14 protein-coding genes and 1 pseudogene are annotated in these 19489 nt (G+C 58.2%); 4 read left to right on the plus strand and 11 right to left on the minus strand.

Annotated features, from left to right (window positions below; translation table 11 throughout):
- Nucleotides 1-1017 precede the first annotated feature (1017 nt).
- Nucleotides 1018-1908 (plus strand): ParA family protein, encoded by an 891-nt coding sequence (locus C477_RS17420; protein WP_193366271.1) that lies wholly within the window; start codon nt 1018-1020, stop codon nt 1906-1908.
- Complete coding sequence (locus C477_RS17425; protein WP_008895850.1) at nt 1905-2516, plus strand: hypothetical protein; 612 nt, start codon at nt 1905-1907, stop codon at nt 2514-2516. Before C477_RS17420 ends, C477_RS17425 begins: the two co-directional genes overlap by 4 nt.
- Before the next feature lie 69 nt (nt 2517-2585).
- Here the strand turns inward: C477_RS17425 and C477_RS17430 are convergent, their stop codons facing one another.
- Nucleotides 2586-2864, minus strand: a complete 279-nt coding sequence (locus C477_RS17430) for a PadR family transcriptional regulator (protein WP_008895851.1) — start codon at nt 2862-2864, stop codon at nt 2586-2588.
- Nucleotides 2865-3130: 266 nt separating this feature from the next.
- Here C477_RS17430 and lrp point away from each other — a divergent pair, with 266 nt between their 5' ends.
- Nucleotides 3131-3592 (plus strand): HTH-type transcriptional regulator Lrp, encoded by a 462-nt coding sequence (gene lrp / locus C477_RS17435; protein WP_008895852.1) that lies wholly within the window; start codon nt 3131-3133, stop codon nt 3590-3592.
- Nucleotides 3593-4210: 618 nt separating this feature from the next.
- Here lrp and C477_RS17440 read toward each other — a convergent pair.
- The 10 genes from C477_RS17440 to C477_RS17485 all read right to left on the minus strand — a co-directional run bounded on the left by C477_RS17440 (nt 4211) and on the right by C477_RS17485 (nt 17496).
- Nucleotides 4211-5161, minus strand: coding sequence for an alpha/beta hydrolase family protein (locus C477_RS17440; protein ID WP_008895853.1), 951 nt, complete (start codon nt 5159-5161; stop codon nt 4211-4213).
- Between the two features lie 97 nt (nt 5162-5258).
- Nucleotides 5259-6119 (minus strand): DUF7260 family protein, encoded by an 861-nt coding sequence (locus C477_RS17445; protein WP_239641900.1) that lies wholly within the window; start codon nt 6117-6119, stop codon nt 5259-5261.
- Between the two features lie 218 nt (nt 6120-6337).
- On the minus strand, nt 6338-7687 hold the full coding sequence (locus C477_RS17450; RefSeq protein WP_008895855.1) for a hemolysin family protein: 1350 nt from the start codon (nt 7685-7687) through the stop codon (nt 6338-6340).
- Between the two features lie 171 nt (nt 7688-7858).
- Entirely contained in the window at nt 7859-9790 is a 1932-nt protein-coding gene (locus tag C477_RS17455) for a hypothetical protein (protein ID WP_008895856.1), read from the minus strand.
- A gap of 436 nt (nt 9791-10226) precedes the next feature.
- On the minus strand, nt 10227-11000 hold the full coding sequence (locus C477_RS17460) for an IclR family transcriptional regulator (protein ID WP_008895857.1): 774 nt from the start codon (nt 10998-11000) through the stop codon (nt 10227-10229).
- Between the two features lie 1104 nt (nt 11001-12104).
- Complete coding sequence (locus C477_RS17465) at nt 12105-13181, minus strand: mannonate dehydratase (protein WP_008895858.1); 1077 nt, start codon at nt 13179-13181, stop codon at nt 12105-12107.
- Between the two features lie 447 nt (nt 13182-13628).
- On the minus strand, nt 13629-14072 hold the full coding sequence (locus C477_RS17470) for a universal stress protein (protein ID WP_008895859.1): 444 nt from the start codon (nt 14070-14072) through the stop codon (nt 13629-13631).
- 448 nt (nt 14073-14520) lie between these two features.
- Nucleotides 14521-15816 (minus strand): TRAP transporter large permease, encoded by a 1296-nt coding sequence (locus tag C477_RS17475; protein ID WP_008895860.1) that lies wholly within the window; start codon nt 15814-15816, stop codon nt 14521-14523.
- 1 nt (nt 15817) lies between these two features.
- Complete coding sequence (locus tag C477_RS17480) at nt 15818-16378, minus strand: TRAP transporter small permease (protein ID WP_008895861.1); 561 nt, start codon at nt 16376-16378, stop codon at nt 15818-15820.
- Between the two features lie 80 nt (nt 16379-16458).
- Entirely contained in the window at nt 16459-17496 is a 1038-nt protein-coding gene (locus tag C477_RS17485; protein WP_239641901.1) for a TRAP transporter substrate-binding protein, read from the minus strand.
- A gap of 622 nt (nt 17497-18118) precedes the next feature.
- Between C477_RS17485 and C477_RS17490 the strand changes: the two are divergent.
- Nucleotides 18119-19489, plus strand: a pseudogene (locus C477_RS17490) (aldehyde dehydrogenase family protein); the annotation flags it as partial.

Consider the following 19489-nt stretch of genomic DNA (forward strand, 5'->3'; position numbering starts at 1 on the left):
GATCACAAGGGGAGAAGAGTAGATCAGAGGGAGAAACATAGTTATGGAGAAGGGAATCGAACCCCCTCCCCCCGTGTGCGAGATGAAATCCGTTCGAGGGTGGGGGAGGGGGGTGGCGGTGTTAGCAGCATGAGCGGGCGCAATTCGGGAATCTCTGAGAAAGAGCGGTTCTACACTAGATATAAGAATTAGTCTATATGCTAGGGAAGATTTATAATGGCAGGCTAGAAACAGTAACCGCACTGCAACTAGCCTTGGAGAACAGATATTGACTATAACTATAGTTAATATCTGTCGTCGAAGAAGATTCTTAGCGTAACCAAATCTCGAGCACGGCGTTTTAGCAACTCATAGTAGCTAAAGCAGGATTCTAGAAACTCTTCCCAACTTCAGCCCTTCCGATCTCGATCAACGGTCCCCTCTCGGTCTCACCGATTTCATTTCGCACACGGGGTGGGGGTGTCCCCTCACTACTCATCTCTTCCTCTCTTTCCAAGGGCTCTTCTCGAAAGGAGGTTTCCCTAGATACGTTGGAGTCGACTATGTTGTGATCCTCGCCGCTCTCCGTATCGATCCAGGCTCTCGGTGAGTCCGTTGATTTCCGTCTTGAATAATAGTTGTCTGAGGTCGGTAATCACGCTCGAGACTTCCCTCGAGTTCCAGCCCTGCGTTCCTGTGATTAATCCTCGGAAATGGTAATAGAGAAATAGTGCAGCATGGTCTCCACCTCTGATGACTTCGTTGCTCGATTCTTCACTTACTACTACCATCTTGGACGGATATCTCCCTACAATAGGTACCTTTCTTCCAATAGGTTCTTCCCCCACCTTCCCTATTACACCTACCGGGGCTATCTGTGCTATTGCACCTATTCTTCCTATTGCACCTATTCAACCTACCTTAGTTCCAGTAGGTAGAATTAAGGTTCTATAGCAGAATCTAATCACCACCGGCTGAAATAGAACAATTCAGAACAATAGGTCCCTATTCCGGCCCTCTCAGCGGGTGAACGCGATAATGAACGACACAACGTCCGAGCCACGCGCCGTAAGCGTGGTCATCCTGAAAGGTGGCGTCGGCAAATCAACGACCTCGATGAATCTGGCTCGTCAACTCGCCGAGCGCGGAACGACCCTCTTCGCCGACCTCGACCCGAACGGTCACGCGACGAACGGTCTCGGCTTCGAGGACGCGTACCAGGGCGAGACCAATCTCGGGGACGTCATTCTCGAGGGGACGGCGACTCCCCACGACCTGATTCGCCCGACCGATCACGGGTTCGATCTCCTCCCGTCGTCGGATACGCTCGAGGACGTCGAGAAAGACCTCGCGGGCGCGATGCAGGGTTCGGCGCGAATCAAGTCGAAGATCGTCGATCCGCTGCTGGGCGACGAGTACGACTACGTGGTCTTCGACTGTCCGGCGTATCCGGGGATGCTCAACAACAATGCACTCGTCGCGACGGGGAACGTGATGATCCCGATCGAACCCGGCTCGAGTGCGATCGGTGGCTACAAGCGAACGATGGAACGGCTCATCGAGCCGGCGCGGGAGTACATCGACGTCGACGTCCTCGCCGTCGTGCCGAACAAACTCGGTGACCGAATCGATCAACAGACCGAGGACCGAGAACTCCTCGAGAATCTGAACACCGCGACCTACGAGGTCAATCCCGATCAGCCGCTGCAGGAAGCGGTGCCGGAGTTCGCCCGGATCACGGCGGAGGAGTTCGACGAGATCGACGCCGGCGAGATGACGCCACCGAAGCCGGGCATCCGCCATCGGTCGGCGCTGTCGCGATCCTTACAGCACAACCAACCGCTGCAGGATTACGACCCGGAGAACGACCAGATCGCCTGTTACGAGCAACTCGCCGAAATCGTCGCCGCCGGAGGGATCGAGCGATGAGCAACCCGTTCGACGATCTCAAGGAAACCGAAACGGAGTCGCCCGAGTCGGACGATTCAGAGACTCCTGAGAACGATCCGGAGGCACCTGAAGACAATCCGGAACCGATCGGGAACGACTCGGAGACGTCCGATACTGAATCCGCGACCGCGGTCGAGTCGACGACCGACGTCGCGGACGCTCCGACCGCTCGCTCGACGGAAACGCCCACCGAATCGTCGACGGTGGCAACTCCCGACACGAGTACGAGCAATGAATCTACGTCGGAGACGAGCGCCGAACCGGTCGCGGACACGCCCGTTGACCGCAGCGAACCCACTGAGTCCGAGTCTGAATCGGATGCCGCCGAACCGGTCTCGCCCGCGGAGACGGGGCCGGCGTTCGAATACAGCGCGGTCAAACAGAAGCCGTTCTACGCTCGGAACGAGACGGTAGCCGAATTCGAGAACGCGATCCGGACGACGATCCTCCCGACGCTCGCCCGAGCGGAGGTGCTCGACGAGGAAACCCGCGAGATTCACGATGCGGTGCTCCGCCTGGCGAACGAACAGCCGGAACGGGTCGCCGAACTCGTGCTCGAAGAGCGGCGCCGGTCCGGTGAACCGTAAGGCCGTTCGGTCGGTCCCGAATGCGGTCGTTGTCGGTCTTTCCCATGACTGGTGGGCGATCCGGACGGCTTAGTCGAGATCGACGTACTGATTCTCCCAGTCCCGTCGCGCCTCGAGTTCGCGCGTGCCGCGTCGCGTGACCGAGTAGACGTTGGTCCGTCGGTCCTTGGTCCCTTTTTCGACCAGTCCCTTGTCGACGAGCGTATCGAGATTCGGGTAGAGACGACCGTGGTGGATCTCCTTCTCGTAGTAGTTCTCGAGTTCCTCCTTAATCGCGAGCCCGTGCGGTTCCTCCTGACCGGCGATCACGTACAACAGGTCGCGCTGGAATCCCGTGAGATCGTACATACATCTCTAGTCTCGCTCCTGTTATATAAAATCCCATCTATGTCCCGTAACGAGTGATACGGGGTCCAGATCGCCGATACCGTGTTTTTGAAGGAACTAGTACTTCCCAAAACAGCGTGATATCAGGGGTCTGTCGGATATTCAGCGGCCGCCGTATCGACTCCGAGAACACCGTTCTGCGCCGGTTGAGAACAAACTGTTCCACCACAAGCATTGAAACTGGATATTCGAAAACTCCTAGTATAAGGAGTAGTTCATACCCTACAATGGCCTACGAAAACTTGGATGAAGACTTAGTGAACGAACTATTGAACGATGGACGTGCAAGCCTTCGGAGCCTCGCCGAAGAACTCGACGTCTCCGTCACGACCATTTCGAACCACCTCTCCGCCCTCGAGGACGAGGGCGTTATTCAGGGTTACACGCCCATCATCGACTACGATGCGCTCGGATACGACGTCACCGCGATCATGCAACTCAAAGCTGAGGGGAACGCGCTCCCCCAGATCACCGAGACGCTGAAGGATCACGATCAGATGATCTCGGTCTACGAGGTCACGGGCGACTACGACATTATCGCCATCGGGAAGTTCAAAGACACCGACGACATGAACGATCGGATCAAGCAGCTGCTGACCGATCCCGACATCAATCAGTCGAATACGAGCATCGTTCTCAACGCCGTCTCGGAGAACGAACAGTTCGAACTCGAGACCGACGACGAGTAACCACAGCGTCGCGTCGCTGTATCGACTGCTTCTGCCTGCCCGACTTTGACCGGAACCGAACTCGAGCAGTGTCTTTCATATCGCTATCACGTATTTTCGGAAAACGGGGCACGACGATAATCTATCTTCTACTCTTCCACTCTGACCTTTCCATCTAACTACCAGATATTTTATCTAGTGGTTATTCCAGCTAGGGTATTTGGAATATAAATGGATATGTTGGATATTAACGCCTTTACAGGCATAAGGCGCGCCAAAATCTCCATTTATACATTCGTTTGGTCTACAATTCGACAAAGAGAAAGATAAATAATACGGCGTTTTTGAAACTGGTGACGGAATGGGGCGCCATTTTATTGGCGTGAAAATCGGTCTAACGGCCTGTTTAGGCCTGATATTTGGCAATTCTATCGAAGGTATTCGCAGTTCTAATTCCTCCCTCTCTATATACTACTATTCACAAATACCAGATTCATAATCATCTATTGATTCTGGTATTTAGGCTGGATATCTCTATTTCGATCTGAGAGTAGCGCGGCGCTCGTTCTCGAGCCACTATCACTCGAGTCAACCGACCGACCCGACCAAAACGGATCCCTCGACGAAACCTCCCTGGTGCTACCGCTCGAGTTGCTGGTCCAGCCAGTCGTAGGCGCTCTCTCGTACCTCGGTGGGGAACTCGTGCCCGCCCTCGAAAAACAGCGTCTCGAATCGCTTCGGGGCGCCAGCGTCGGCGTAGGCCTCGGAAACGACGTCGGCGAGGTCGCGAACCGACTCCGGCGGGAAGATGCGATCGTCGGTGCCGTGGGTTACCAGCAGCGAGCTCGGCGCGACGTCCGCCAGGACGTCGTCCGTGTCACCGACTGTCAGGAGGTCGGGTACGTAGAGCGCAAAGTTGTGAGTGATCCGCTCGCGTTGAACGGCGGCGAGTCGCGCCACGCCGCTCGAGACGACCGCGGCGTCGATTCGATTGTCGAACCACGAGAGCCAGGCGGCTTCCTGACCGCCGAGCGAGTGGCCGATCGCGCCTAACGCCTCGGAAGCGACTAGATCGTGGGCTGCGAGGACGTCGAGCGTGGCGACGAGGTCCGAGAGATACTTCGTTTGAAGTGAGGAGCCGCGCAGCAGGCGATCCATCGCGACGAACTTCTCGTAGTTGGCACCCGCGGGCGCCGTCCCGGCCGCCCGCTCGCGCTCGGACGGCCGTCGGTCCTCGAAGGCGAGCAGGTCCGGACAGCAGACGACGTATCCGCGCCGGCAGAGTTCGGCGCCGTAGTGGTACGGCTCCGTCTCGCTCAGCCCAGCCGGATCCGATTTTCCGACGTCGAACTCGCCCGCGTGCGGATGTATGGCGAGGATTCCGGGTCGCTCCCCGTCGATATCGTCGGGGACGAGCAGATACGCTCGGATCCGTTCACCCGGTTCGACGGCGTACTCGAGGAGTCGGCGTTCGAACCCGTCGGCGGCCGCGACCGAGACGGTTTCGACGGCCGGATCGGGCCGGTCGGGGAACGAACCGAGGCAATCGAGGATCGCGTCTCGAGTCTCGTCTCTCTCAGGAGCGTCCATATCGGCTCGACGGACGGCGAGATCATAATTCGGTCGGGTCGAGCGAGCTCGCAGCCACCGGTTCCAACTGCGGTAGGACAGGACCGCCGTCGTCAGATCACCGGTACGTAATCGCTCGACGGACTGTCTCCTGTCGCGCTCGAAGCCGTTCGCATCGTTCCGTAACGGCCGCCAACAGCGGAAAGTCGTCTTCGAGAGATTCGTAGAGGTAGAGCTGCAAGAACGGGTAGCCGGTCTTCGACCGGTAGGCGTCGTTCGAGTGGATCTCGTGCTGTCGGTCCCGGTGCAGTTGTTCGTATCGGCTGAGACAGCGCTGCAGTCGCCGTTCGTACTCGAAGAGTTCCGTGAGGGAGTACGCCGAGAGGGGCGAGTCGTCCTCCGGACCGATCGAATCGTCGGCGACGGTTTCATCGATTTCCCGGAGCTGATCCCGATTTCGCTCGAGCGCGTCCCGTTCGGCGTCGATGGCGTCCAGCAGCGATTCGCGGCGGGACTTGGCCAGTCGCGACTGCTGTATCACCGCCTGTTTGAGCGGTTGCGTGAACTGGTAGCCGTCCGCGACGGCCGACGCGACGTTTTCGGTCAGTTCCAGCGTCATGTTCTCGTAGAGTTCCTCCCCGTACTCGCTCTCGTAGTGATCGACGTCCATGACGGTTGATCGGTAGGCGTCTCGGACGTCCTGGAGGTTGCTTCCGGTGGCAGTGGCGTTTCCGACGAGAACCGTGGAAACGCCGTCTCTGCTATCGGTCTGTACGGTGATTGATTTCACCGCCGACGCGAACCGGTCGAACGCCTCGCACTCCCGTTGCAGTTGCTCGCGCTCCCGTTCGACGGCCCTGGTCGCCGCGGGAAAGTAACTGCCGATCGCAAGGGAACTGGCAACTAGATCCATCCCGCGACCGCCTCCGGCCAGTCGCTCGATACCCGGCCCGCTGTTCGTCACTGCGAGAGCCGCCACTGCCAGAACTCCGAGCACGGCGACGCCTCGAATAGCTGGCCCGATGGCCCGCAGGCGATCGACTCCTTCCGGTCTGAATACTCTCGTCATTGTTCCTCACATGCTCTTTCTTTGGTGTTAGTTATCACACTTTCTATCGAATATATTATTATACTTCCCGGACGACAGTAAGGTCGGCGAATCGCGACCTCGATCGACAGCAAAAGCTACCCGCTCGTTCAACTCGCCGCGGACGCGCCGGCGTCATCAGCCGTCGACGGGTCCGGCTCGACGATTCGAACGCGTTTGATGCGCGTCGTATCGACGGTCTCGACGGTGAGATCGACGCCGTCGTAGGCGAACGTTTCGCCGGGTTCGACCAGCCGCCCGGCGAGATTGAAGACGAAGCCGGCGATCGTCTCGAACTCTTCGCCCTCCGGCAGGTCGATCTCGAGGGCGTCGTTGACGTCCTCGACGTTCACCTCACCGTTGACGCGGACGGTTCGGTCGTCGACGACCTCGATCGGTTCGTCTTCCTGGGTCTCGAGGATCTCGCCGACGATCGCTTCGACGATGTCTTCGGTGGTGACGATCCCTTCCGTCGTCCCGAACTCGTCGATGACGACGACTTGTTCGACGCGTTGCTGGCGCATCTCGCGAAACAGGTCGTCGATCTGCTTGCTCTCGGGAACGTGCAGCGTCTCCTCTAAGTACATCTCGAGGGTTTCGTCTTCGGTCTCGCCGTACTGCCGGTCGCGGACGAGGTCGCCGAGGGTAACGACACCGACGACGGTGTCGAGGTCGCCGTCGTACACCGGGAGGCGGGTGTGACCGCTTTCGACGCACTTCGCGACGGCTTCGTCGACGGTCGCCCCTCGAGCGACGGCGGTAACGTCGAGTCGCGGCGTCATCACCTCCTTGGCGATGGTATCGGTAAACCGGAACACCCGCTGGAGCATCTCGCGCTCGTCGGCTTCGATGATTCCCTCGTTCTCGCCGGTTCGAATCAGATTCCGGAGCTCCTCGCGGGTCACGTACGACTCTTCGACGGCCGTGCCGCCGCCGGTCAGCCGGTTGACCACACGTGTCAACCAGTCGAACGTGATTACGAGCGGGAACAGCGCGTACTTCGAGAGCTGCAACGGGCGGGCGACCGAGAGCGCCCACGATTCGGTGTTCTCAATGGCGTAGGACTTCGGAGCGCTCTCGCCGAACAGCAAGACGACGGCCGTCACGCCGAACGTCGCCGCTAGCACCGCCTGGCCTTGACTCATATACATCCCGAACAGGCCCGTCGCGATCGAGGACATCGCGATGTTGACGAGGTTGTTCCCGACGAGGATCGTCACCAGCAGACGGTGGGGATCGTCCTTCAAGGTCTGGACGGTCTCGGCGCCGGGCGTGCCGTCCTCGACGAGCGCCTCGATTCGGTGCTGGGCCAGCGAGAACATCGCGATTTCCGCCGAGGAGAAAAACCCCGACAGGACCAGTAATACCAGCAGTGCCCCGATGCCGGCGGGAGCGACGAGTCCCGACGGGAGCAGGCCACCGGTAATGGCGCCGACGAGAGTCGTCCCGAACCCTGTCATGACGCGTCACCACCGGGTGCGGGAGTCGGCGGCTGCCGGCAACCGTCGCGACCGGTTCTTGGTACGACGGACGTGCGATCGTCTGCGGCGCTGAGTTCGGATAGACGTCGGTGCATTGATAGTAGTGTCCGTTTCGTACTGAAGACTGGTATAGGTTGGTACCTCTTCGGCTCACTCGCACGCCGGCGCGTGCGACTCGTTCCACGGGAACTCGTAGCTCGGATCGTTTACGAACCGATCGAGTGCCGCCGACAGCGAGACTCGAGAGCCGCTCGGGAGCGACACGCGGATCGCGTTCGACTCGGGCCGCCCGCGCTCGCCGCCGTGCTCGAGGGTCGCGAACTCGTGTTCGCCGTAGGCGCCGGCTTGGACGACGAGGTCGCGGTCCGCGCCGCCGCCGTTGACCAGCGTGAGGTCGACGCCCTCGTCGGAGACGTCCTCGACCAGCGCCGAGACGCCCGGCGGGAGCCCTGGCCGCTCGCGCTCGGGATCGAAGTGACGAACCTGCGCCATCACGAGCCCGCCGTAATAGACGGGTTGGGGCGCGCCCATCGTGAGCTGGAGGAGCCCGCGGTGGAAGACCGGATTCCGGTCGCGGAGGTAGTCCTCGTCGAGGTCGTCGCCCTCGGGGACGCCACCTTCCTCGCGCACGAGCGCGAGGTGATCCCGCACGTGGGCGTGGTTGGCCTCCATGATCCGCTCGGGATAGGCGGGGAAGTCGCCGTCGAGGTACGACAGCCAGGCGTACTCCTCGCCGGCGCCGTGTTTGTTCGACGCCCGGAAGTCGACCTGTTTCCAGTCTTGACTGCCCCAGTCGCGCAGTCGGTCGACGCGCTCGCGATCCTCCTCGGCAAGGGACATGTACCAGAGGTGGAAGACGTACGGATCGTCCCGGTGGGGCTTGAACTCGTACCAACCGTCGCGCCAGAGCACCTCACCGTCGTTCTCCGTGAGTACGCCCGAGGCATCGTAGTGGTAGTCGCCCGGATCGCCATACTTGTGGGGAACGTACAGCGTGTCGTGGACCGGATCCTCGCTGACCTCGATCCCGTTCTCGATAAGGACGTCGAGTTGCGAGCGCGGGAACTCGAGGTACTCCCGATCGCCCTCGAGCAGAACGGCGTTCTCCGCGGCGACCGTCGGTCCGATGCCGACGTAGTGCCAGCCGCCCCACGACCAGCCGTAGAAACCGCCGTACCACTTCCCGTCGGTGTACTCTCCGATCTCGCCCGAGAGTCCGACGTTGTCGGGGATGATCCCGCCGTTTTCGGCGGTGCGCTCGCGCCACGATCGGAGGTATTCCGTCACCCACTTCCGGTACCGGTCGTCGCCGGTGTGGAGGTAGGCGTTGGTCATCAGGCTCGTGATCCCAAGGTTGAGTGGGATGTCCCCTCGAGAACAGCGTTCGCTATAAATCTCGTAGAGTCGCTCCTCGTTGTCCGGATCGAGCAGGTCGGCCGCTTCGTCGAACTCCGTGTCCCGCCACGGGAGTCCGTGACTCGCCCAGCGGTAGTCGGAGCCGTAGCCGCCGAAGGTCGACTGATCCCCGAACACCGATAGATCGCTGTATTCGGGGCCCATGCTCCCGTTCTGCGGCGCTCGAACGAGCCGCTTCTCGCCATCGTAGTTGTTCGCCTCGGCGTCGTCGAAGTAGAGGCCCGCGAACCGCTCGGCCCGGTCGACGACGGTCCCGTCGTCCGGCGCTGCCAGCCCCATGTTGTAGGTGAAGAGGTTGCCCTCGCCGAGGTGGAACCAGTCGCGACACTGCTCGAATTCGTCGACGACCATCGGGTGGCCGAACGGCGTCTCGGTCTCGCTGCCCCGTTTCAGCGCGCCCTCGTAGGCCTCCCGCGCGCGCTCGAGGAAGCGCTCGTCGCCGCCCATCGCGTACACCAGCGGCCAGTTGTAGAACCCCTCGATCACGTCGTCGAAGCCGTCGACACCGACGTGGTCGTCGGGCGGCCAGTAGGGCTCGCCGTTCTCGTCTACGTATTCGTCGGCGAACCGGTCGACGGCGTCGGCCATCGTCTCGAACAGGTCGCGCTGTAACGTGGCCCATTCCGGCGGTCGTCTGAAGGTGTCGCTCGCCCGAATTCCGTACATATCGGTGGAGTGTCTCTCGGACGGATTAATATTTGGGTGTCGGTGACACCCACCGGCGCCGGCTACGCCTCGAGGTTCCCCTTCGAGTCCAGAATCTCGGTGACGAGGTCGAGGAACAGCGATGTCCGCTTGGGATAGCCGTCGTCGGTCCGCTCCTCGAGCGGCGCGAAATCGTGTCGTCGCTCGTCTTGGACTGGTGTCGATACCCTCGATTACCGAGAACGGCCGAATGCGGTCAAACAATTCGCCCGTGAGCAGATATGTCGTCTTAACGGCTAATTCAACCGCTAACCAACAGTTCGATCCATTCCTCAGACCGTGACCGATTCTGACTGTACCGCGACATACGGCAAAGCGCCTCTCGCGCATTGTCCTCGCGAGCACAATGGTTCCTCGAACAGACGCGACAAAAGCGAATCCCCCATCCGCGTTCGGGCTACGAGAACTTGGTGTTGAGTTCGATGACGTTGGCCGCCCGCTGGACGCTCTCGGCGAGTTCGCCGTGGAGATAGTCGTCCGTGATCCGACTGGCCGGACCGGTGACGCTAACGGCGCCGACGACCGACGTTCCGTTTCGAACGGGCGTGGCAACACAACGGAGTCCCTCGATGTTCTCCTCGTCGTCGATCGCGTACCCCCGCTCGGCGATCTCCTCGAGTTCCGTGTAGAGACGGGCCGGGTCCGTGATCGTTTTCGGTGTCTTTCGCTCGAAAGTCGTCTCGCTGACGATCTCTTCTTGTCTGTCTGGGGGGAGAAACGCGAGGATAGACTTCCCGAGCGAGGTCGAGTAGATCGGTTGTTTCCCACCGGCGCGCGAGGCCGTCTCGACGGCCTGATTCCCCCTCGCCTTGTAGAGATACGACACTTGCCCGTGTTCCTCGATTCCGAACTGTGCAATCTCCCCTGTTTCGTTCGCCAGTTCGTCGACTGCGTCGACGATCACGTCGTAGTTGGCAACCTGATTCCGGACGTCGTTGGCCATGTCCAGCACCTGCAGGCTCAGTCGGTAGCCGTCGTCCTCGCGGACGATGATCTCCTCGCTCTCGAGGGTCTGGAGGTGGCTATAGATCGTACTCTTCGAATGGCCGAGCTCGTCGGCGAGTTCGGTTATGCTGGGCCGGTCGTTTTTCCGCACGGCGTCGAGAATCGTAAAGGCAATCTCGACTGATTGGATCCGACGTCCGGTGCGTTCGTTGGGAGCGTTTGCCATACCAGGACATAGTGGGTTTCTCACACATAAGTATGTTCCTCAGAGCGGAACTCTTCACCATTATATTCACCAAATATCGAATGAGGAAAACCGGTTGTTTGACGTCGCCATTCGTCGACAATTCCCGGCTCATATGGGCAGGACACCCGATATCAGTTACGTTCCGGCTACCACCGCTCTTCGGATACTCTTCGAATGGTTCTGGTTGTCTCTGCAAGACCGAATTTAGTATTCCTCATACGAGAATACCCCTGTAGCTTTCGAATACACCTGTTCTAAAGCATAGTAGTGCAGGGAACTGAATTTCTGACGCGCTATATATCGGCCGAACCCCTCAGAAATTACAACTGTACTAATGTAATCGCCAACACTCTCTAACATACATACGTACGAGTGTAAAGTTCGGCGAGGAGGAACTGGTGGAGCACAAAACAACTTCGCGGTCACTGATGTAATACAATAACAAACGATAGTTGCCTACGGAATTACCGTTAGTACGGCATCCACTCCGAGACGAGTAGCGAAAACACTCTGGCGCAATAATGGGGGACACGAATTGCCGTCGTATCCGACGATCATATCAATCGACGTCTGGACGGTGTATCCGGCGCTACTTCCGTACCTGTGGTTTGCGACAGTTTTCCATTATATCATCAATCGGCCTCTAGTACGTGTCCGAATTTTATCAACTACATAGAGGAAGTTTACCGATTGCGCCGTCAAACGAATCCGCCTGATACTGAGTACACTGACCGCTACTGTCACACTCGCGCTCGTTGTGACGGCGAATTCGCTATTATACTGTTCGCCGCAAAACTATTTGGCTCGGAACCTTCTTTACGGTGTTTCCACTTTTCCATCCTCGTTGACCCCAAGCCAGTTTTAGTCGGCACTGCGATCGGCGTTACGACGGCGGCAGATGAGATCTGAAACACGACGTATCCGCTGAACGTATCACAGCCGGCGTAAGCCGACAGTATGGTCTCATGCTCAGATTCCACGTATTCCGCTTCTCGTTCAGACACCAGATAACTATCACGTTCGTCGATTATGGTAATAGAACTCACGCTGGAAGATGGAATTCAGAAGCAGCAACGAGTGGAGTTATTCGGCTTCGGGCGCTGGCGTTGTCTGAGTCTGTTCCGAACGAACCGTATCGACGACACCCCGAAGATATCCGATAGTAAATCCACGTCCTCGGTGTCGCCAGTCGTCATCACCTTCCATCTTCGGTACGTGATCGGGAATGACTGGCCCTTCGAAACCGACATCGTGGAGCGTTCTCACCGCGTCAGCGGTATTGAAGTTGCCTTTGTCGACGAACGTCTCGTGGAACTTCGGCATCGTACCGACGACGTCACGGAAGTGAATAAAGATAATCTGATCGCGCTCGCCGAATCGACGGATGACATCGGTAACGTCCTCTCCCATCTGTGAGAAACAGCCCAGACAGAGCTTCAGTCCGTGATTGTCGCTCGGGACGAGTTCCATGCCCTTCTCGAAGTTCTCCACGTTGCGGAACAGGCGCGGAATCCCTCCGAGCGATTCGATACTCGGCGGATCGATTGGGTGAAGCGCCAGGTCGACACCCGCCTCCTCGGCGACCGGAAGGACGTTCTCGAGGAAGTACTGGTAGTTGTCCCAGAACTCCGCTTCGGTGTACTCGCGGTCGATACCGGGCGCGAGTTCGTCCGGTTCGTCAAGCTCGTCGTAATCGAAGGCCGTAGATTCGGCGCCGCCTCGGTCTTCGACGGGGGACGTGCGCATCGGAACGACGCTCCGGGGATTCCACTGATATCCCAGTATTGGGACATCAGCCTCGCCGAGATTCCGAATCAGGGTCGTGATCTGATCGAGCGCTTCGTCCGCACCGTCACGGTCGAACATGATGTCGCCGTACATCGAATACGGGAGCGACTGGATGCCCGTAAAGGACAGTCCTGCGTCCTCGATCCGTTCTCGAGCGGCTTCGAGTTCCGAAACCGACGGAATCTGGTTCGGACCGACTGCAATCGTGTCCGTCCCATCTCGGTCGTTGAATTCGTCGGGTTCCTCCTCTGTATCGGCGTGATCAACGAAAATATCCGTTGCTCCCAGTTGACGGATGTACCGTAGCCGAGAGTCTGAAAGCGATCGTGTTCGAACGCCGACACGGACATCAGCATTACTATCCTGGTTCATGCTCTTTACTTATCTTGGGACGCCTAAACTGTTACGAAGACTGCAGCAACCGCGAACTGGACAGATATTCTGCTCACCAACTGTTCGGATATCGTGATATATTACGAACGAAATAGGGTATGATATTGGTTATAAGGAAACGAGAACGAAAAGCTAGGTCCGCCCGCTTGCTATGGGACAGCAATACGGGGCTAGCGTTTTCGAAGAGCTACGACAAGTGGCGCAACGTCCCCTCGGCGGATTCGAGGCTAGGCGATGGCTGACTCCCAGTCTGTAGGTGTACCACACGCGATTGCGCCATCTGTTTGGCTACCCCACAGGGGCATAAACTCTGCTATTCGCCACCTATTTCAGCGAAAACCGTTATGTTCTCATCTTGTTTTCAGAGTAACACTCCCTTGATCACCGCTAGCAATCAGTCTGTGACGTTTGACCGAGCCCGCTGCGTTAGGTTGACATTGTCGTGACGGTGACTGGCCCATCGAACTGGAGAATAACCGATTGGGCCACGTCGCCGAAAACTGCTTTCCCAGCCGGCGAACGCTTCTTTCCGCTGATGAAAATGTGATCGCACCCCTCTTCCTCGGCCATCTGGATGACATCGTCCGGAATCGTCCCGACGAGACCCACCGCTCGGTACGGAATCTCCTCACCGAACGCATCGCTTGCGATATCTTCTGCTTCGGTCTTTGCAATTTCTTCCATTTCGTCGATGCCTTCGACTTCCCGCTCCGAGTTTGCCTGCCGTTGAAGGTTATTCTGTAATCTCTTTTCATCAACGGCTCTGCAGAATACGATCTCTGTCTCCGTTCCGGAAACGTGTCGCTTTGCTGTGCGGAGCAGTTGTTGGTCCGGCTCGTCCCCTGTTTGGACAACAAGCACTGTATCCATACTCTCTATACTATCGTGAAGATATATAAAACCCAGCCCGCAGTGAGACGCTGTTCGCTACGGTTATGAGACGACTTAGCCGATATCTTCCTCCAGACCGAAAACCCTCTATCGAACTCCACTACATATGTCGATTTGAACGACACCGGCCCACAGTCCCCTGTACGGAAGACGTCATATCCGTATCACCTCCTTGTCCACGTCACTCTTCGGAACGTAGCGGTAACTGAACGCAGTCCGAGGACTTCCCCTAGCGGTTCGCCACTGATGGGAGACGTCTAATTTGTAGAATTGACCCTTACACTCGAGGATAACCTCGATGAGGGTCTCTAGACGAGATATCGGGTCCGTTGAACGAGTTCGATACGCAACTCTTGTGTCCACACAGTCCTTGCGTACTAAATCGCCATCCGATCCGTACTAAACGCGCGAAAACGAAGACGTTGGATTAGAAGAAGTAGTTATTCGGGACGAAGGTCGAGACTTCCGGCACGAGGGCGACGATCAAGATTACGATCAGTAACGGAATGTAGAACACGATCATCGCACGCATGACGGTCTCGAGCGAGGCGTCGGTCACCTTCTCCAGAACGAAGAGAACGGATCCCAGCGGCGGCGTCACGACGCCGGTCATGAGCGAGAGGATCATTACGATCCCGAAGTGGATGGGATCGATTCCGAGCGTTCCGATGATCGGCATGAGAATCGGAACCATGATCATGATCGTTGCAGTGATGCTCATGAACGTCCCGATGAGCATAAACAGCGGGACGAAGATTAGGATCGCCACTGTCGGGTCCGTCGTAAAGCCTGTAATCGCATCAGCTAACAGTATTGGGATCCGGAGCTGCAGCGCGACGAGACCGTAGAGCATCGCGAGAGAGATGATGAACAGAATCGAGAACGTCTCGACCATTCCGTCTCGGAACTCCTCGAGCAGTATCTCTCCATTGAGAGAGCCCTGATAGAAGCCCAGTCCGATCGCGTAGAGTACTGCAACCGCGCCGGCCTCCGTCGCGGTGAACACCCCCGAGAGAATACCGCCGACGATGAACACGGGGATCACGAGCGCCGGGAGAGCGTTGACGAACTCCTGACCGATCGTCCGGAGTCCGACGGCTTCGCCTTTCCCGTATCCTTTCCACCGGACGACGAGATACGTGAATATGGACAGGACCCCCGCGAGTAGCAGTCCAGGTACGATTCCAGCGAGGAATAGCGCCCCAATGGACTCTTCGGCCAGCACGCCGTATAGAATGATCGGGACACTCGGCGGAATGATCGGACCGATGATCGATGATGCGCCAGTGACGCCGATCGCCGTCTTCTTATCGTATCCCTGATCGCGCATCGCGTTGTACTCGACCCGGCCGAGCCCTGCAGCGTCAGCGACTGCCAGTCCGGACATGCCGGAGAAGATGACGCTCGCACCGATATTGACCTGCGCAATCCCGCCTCGAATCCGACCGAATATCGCGTTCGCGAAGTCGAAGACCTCTGAGGTCATATCCGTCCTATTCATCAATCGACCTAACATGAGATAGAACGGAACTGCGAGTAACGTAAACGAGTTCAGGCCGTGCATCAACTGATTCGACATCAAGCCGAAATTGAGGGACGGTCCGAACGGAGAGAGCATGATGAGGACGCATGCTGATCCGATCGCGACCGCGACGGGCATGCCGAGTGCGTAGAGGAGAAGCAATCCGCCGAGGAAGATGAGTCCGATCAGTAATAGCTCCATCCTATTCTCCCTCCTTATTCGCGCGGTTTTCTTTGTCCATGAGTTGTTGACTGAAGTCGGTCGTCGTTAGTAGAGCGCGCAGGTTGACCAGTTCGTAGAACACCATCATCCCGATGAATACCGTTATCGACCCGTATATCCATCCCTGTCGTACCTGCCCTACTGCCATCATCGGCGTATCCCAGTTCTGAAGCGTTGCACGTAAGCCGGCATACCCCAACATGATCAGGAAGACGATCGTCAAGACCTGTGCAAGGATATCGACGATCGACCCGATCAGCGGAGATCGTTTTTCGAGCTGGGTAGAGACGATTGTCATTTTGATGTGCTCTCCGTTTCTGGAAGCGACTGCAGCCCCGCCGTAGGTCCCGACGATGAGCAAATACCGTGCGAGCGGTTCCGTCCACCACGCACCCCCGCTGACCGGGAGATCGAGTACACGGACGGTTATTTGAAACACCGTCAGAAGCAACATTAGAATAAAAATGAATGTTGCCACGTTTAGCACGATCCAATCGTACCATGTATCTCTTTTTAACCCTAGCGACTGGTCGATATCCATATACAATAATAATGGACGCTATAGTATAATAGCACCGGTTCGGTGTAGCTGTACCATTCACATATTATGACGAGTTAGTGTCACGCCATGTCACGCCACTTCTCCCACGAACCCGCATACGTCTCTTCGAATAACTGTTCGACAGCGGGAGCTGCTGCCTCGTAGAACGCGTCTGTATCCACGTCTTCGATGATTTCCATGCCGTTTTCTTCGGCCTCGGTAATTAGTTCTTCTTCCGAGTCCCGAGCCCACTGCGTTGCCTCTTCGGCAACTTCGTTGACGATTTCGTCGATCATATCCTGCTGAGACTCGTCCAGTCCCTCGTAGAAACTGGTACTCACGTACATCTGCCCGCTCTGCGGGAGATGACTAGTCATACTATAGTAGTCTTGCACCTCCCAAAGGCTAAGCGAGGCGATCTGGGCTGGCGGGCCTTCGGACGCCTCAACGACGCCCTGCTGAAGACCCGAATAGAGTTCGTCGAGTGAGACGGGCGATGGACTCGCACCAACGCTTTCCCACGCTTTTACCCACGAATCGTGACTCGGAAGCCGTAGGTCCATCCCTTGAACGTCCTCGGGAGTCCGAACTGGCTTGTTCGACGTGTAATGTCGCATTCCTCGGTAGACCCGGGGACCGGTGACCTTGATCCCTGCTTCCTCGAGGGCCGGGTACACTTCTTCCTGGAACTCGTCCGACTCCATGATCTTCTGCTGGTGTTCGAAACTCTCGAGGACGTACGGCGAGTTGAAGAAGTAGTACTTGGGTGCGTGCATGTCGTACGCGTCTGACCCGCCGGTGTACATATCAACTGCGCCTTGATTCATCAGGTCGAACGTCTCGGTCTCTGATCCGTACGAACCGCCGTAGGAGAACTCGACGCTGATGTCTCCGTCCGATTCCTCTTCGATGCGCTCTTTGAATTGTTGGCCTGCGTAGACCAGGGAGGTCCCTTCCTCCATCACGCTCGCCATGGTAATGGTCGTTCCACCGCTGTCACCGCCCATACACCCAGCGAGAGTCGCTAGCCCAGATGCACCAATTCCCATCTTGACGGCTTGACGACGCGTCACACTATCTAAACAACTCTCATTCCCAGCTGTCTGTTTGCCAGACATACTCAACCCATTGTAATGGAGGGGTATAAATCTAATCATTATTAACAGCCATTTGAACCCATATCTCTGTCCGGTCGGTGAGTATACGCCCTCAGTCGGTGTCACAATAGCGTCGCTGTCTTTGCGGACAATTCGAACCGATCGAGGGTTGCCAGGATATCGGCGGCAAGGACGACTGCGTCGATGTCGCGGGCGTCCTGGCCGCTGACGATCGAGTTGTGGTTTGACAGATCGTGCCACGGTCTTCACTCAATTCTGTTAGTCAGTTACTGGGTAGACGAATCGGATCGTCTGCTTCATGAAGACGTTGCTGCTGGGGTCACGCTCGCCGTACCAGTGGTTCCCGTAGTAGCGCTGTGGCGGTGGCACTTAACTGTCGTATCAGCTATCCGTCGATCAGCGAACCGACCCGGTGACAACGTTCTCGGAGGGAAGTCGCCGATCTGACGATACGAATTCCCAATCCCTAGCGATGGCGGAACCGATATCGCATCGGTTTCTTCTCTATATTACTTAGGGCTCGTCATGGCGGGCCCATGCCGACGGGACCGTCGTCATTGGCAGTGGTAGTATTGCCGGGAAAGAAACCTTCGTATAGTGGACGACGAAACGACTAGCCCGAATGCCGACAACGCATCGTAACTACGTTGATGGTGAGTGGGTCGAATCGCGTTCCGGAGAGACGTTCGAGGTACTGAACCCCGCGAACACGACCGAGGTCGTCGGCGAGTTCCAGTCGTCGACGTCCGAAGNCGAATCGCGTTCCGGAGAGACGTTCGAGGTACTGAACCCCGCGAACACGACCGAGGTCGTCGGCGAGTTCCAGTCGTCGACGTCCGAAGGCGCCGAGGAGGCGGTCGAGGCCGCGGTCGCCGCCGAGGATAAGTGGGCGTCGACGCCCGGTCCGGAACGAGGAGCGATCCTCAAGGAAACCGCCCAGATCCTCGAGGACCAGAAGGAGGATCTGACCGAGACGCTGACCCGGGAGGAGGGGAAGACGCTCGGCGAAGCCGGCGGCGAGGTCCAGCGTGCGATCGACATCTTCTACTACTACGCACAGAAGGCCAGCGACCTCGGGGGCACGGTCAAGTCCCCGAGCGGCGAGGACAAAAATCTCTACACGAAGAAAGAGCCGCTGGGCACCGCCGCGCTGATCACGCCGTGGAACTACCCCNGGTCAAGTCCCCGAGCGGCGAGGACAAAAATCTCTACACGAAGAAAGAGCCGCTGGGCACCGCCGCGCTGATCACGCCGTGGAACTACCCCATCGCGATCCCAGCCTGGAAGCTTGCGCCCGCGCTGGCGGCGGGTAATACGGCCGTCCTCAAGCCCGCCTCGGCGGCCCCAACCGTCTCCTGGAAACTGCTCGAGGCGCTCGACGACGCGGGACTGCCCGCCGGCGTCGCGAACTACGTCACCGGCTCCGGGAGCGAAGTCGGCGGCGTGCTGACCGACCACGAGGGCGTCGACGCGGTCTCGTTCACCGGGAGCACACAGGTCGGGACCGCCGTCGCCCAGGCCGCCGCGGACGACCTCAAACGCGTCCAGTGTGAGATGGGCGGGAAGAACCCGACGGTCGTCATGCCTAGCGCCGACGTCGACGAGGCCGTCGACATCGTCGGTGCCGGCGCGTTCGGCGTCACCGGGCAGGCCTGTACCGCCTGCTCCCGCGCGATCGTCCACGAGGACGTCTACGACGAGTTCGTCGAGGGCGTCACCGAGTACGCCGAGACCATCGAGATCGGTCCCGGCGATGAGGACGTCGACATGGGTCCCCACGTGACCGAGAGCGAACTCGAGGGGAGCCTCGAGTACGTCGGAATCGCCGAAGACGAGGGCGCGACCCTCGAGACCGGCGGCGAGCGGCTCACCGGCGACGAGTACGACGACGGCTACTACGTCGAGCCGGCCGTCTTCTCGGACGTGGAAAACGACATGCGCATCGCCCAGGAAGAGGTCTTCGGGCCGGTGCTGGCCGTGTTGAAGGTCAGCA

This window comes from Haloterrigena salina JCM 13891 (assembly GCF_000337495.1).
GTDB lineage: Archaea > Halobacteriota > Halobacteria > Halobacteriales > Natrialbaceae > Haloterrigena > Haloterrigena salina.

Excerpts from the sequence above, each read along its gene's own strand:
- C477_RS17455 (WP_008895856.1), bottom strand. The coding sequence starts at position 9,790 with ATGTACGGAATTCGGGCGAGCGACACCTTCAGACGACCGCCGGAATGG.
- C477_RS17420 (WP_193366271.1), top strand. The coding sequence starts at position 1,018 with ATGAACGACACAACGTCCGAGCCACGCGCCGTAAGCGTGGTCATCCTG.
- C477_RS17425 (WP_008895850.1), top strand. The coding sequence starts at position 1,905 with ATGAGCAACCCGTTCGACGATCTCAAGGAAACCGAAACGGAGTCGCCC.
- C477_RS17450 (WP_008895855.1), bottom strand. The coding sequence starts at position 7,687 with ATGACAGGGTTCGGGACGACTCTCGTCGGCGCCATTACCGGTGGCCTG.
- C477_RS17470 (WP_008895859.1), bottom strand. The coding sequence starts at position 14,072 with ATGGATACAGTGCTTGTTGTCCAAACAGGGGACGAGCCGGACCAACAA.
- C477_RS17465 (WP_008895858.1), bottom strand. The coding sequence starts at position 13,181 with ATGAACCAGGATAGTAATGCTGATGTCCGTGTCGGCGTTCGAACACGA.
- lrp (WP_008895852.1), top strand. The coding sequence starts at position 3,131 with ATGGCCTACGAAAACTTGGATGAAGACTTAGTGAACGAACTATTGAAC.
- C477_RS17440 (WP_008895853.1), bottom strand. The coding sequence starts at position 5,161 with ATGGACGCTCCTGAGAGAGACGAGACTCGAGACGCGATCCTCGATTGC.
- C477_RS17430 (WP_008895851.1), bottom strand. The coding sequence starts at position 2,864 with ATGTACGATCTCACGGGATTCCAGCGCGACCTGTTGTACGTGATCGCC.
- C477_RS17480 (WP_008895861.1), bottom strand. The coding sequence starts at position 16,378 with ATGGATATCGACCAGTCGCTAGGGTTAAAAAGAGATACATGGTACGAT.
- C477_RS17475 (WP_008895860.1), bottom strand. The coding sequence starts at position 15,816 with ATGGAGCTATTACTGATCGGACTCATCTTCCTCGGCGGATTGCTTCTC.
- C477_RS17460 (WP_008895857.1), bottom strand. The coding sequence starts at position 11,000 with ATGGCAAACGCTCCCAACGAACGCACCGGACGTCGGATCCAATCAGTC.
- C477_RS17485 (WP_239641901.1), bottom strand. The coding sequence starts at position 17,496 with ATGTCTGGCAAACAGACAGCTGGGAATGAGAGTTGTTTAGATAGTGTG.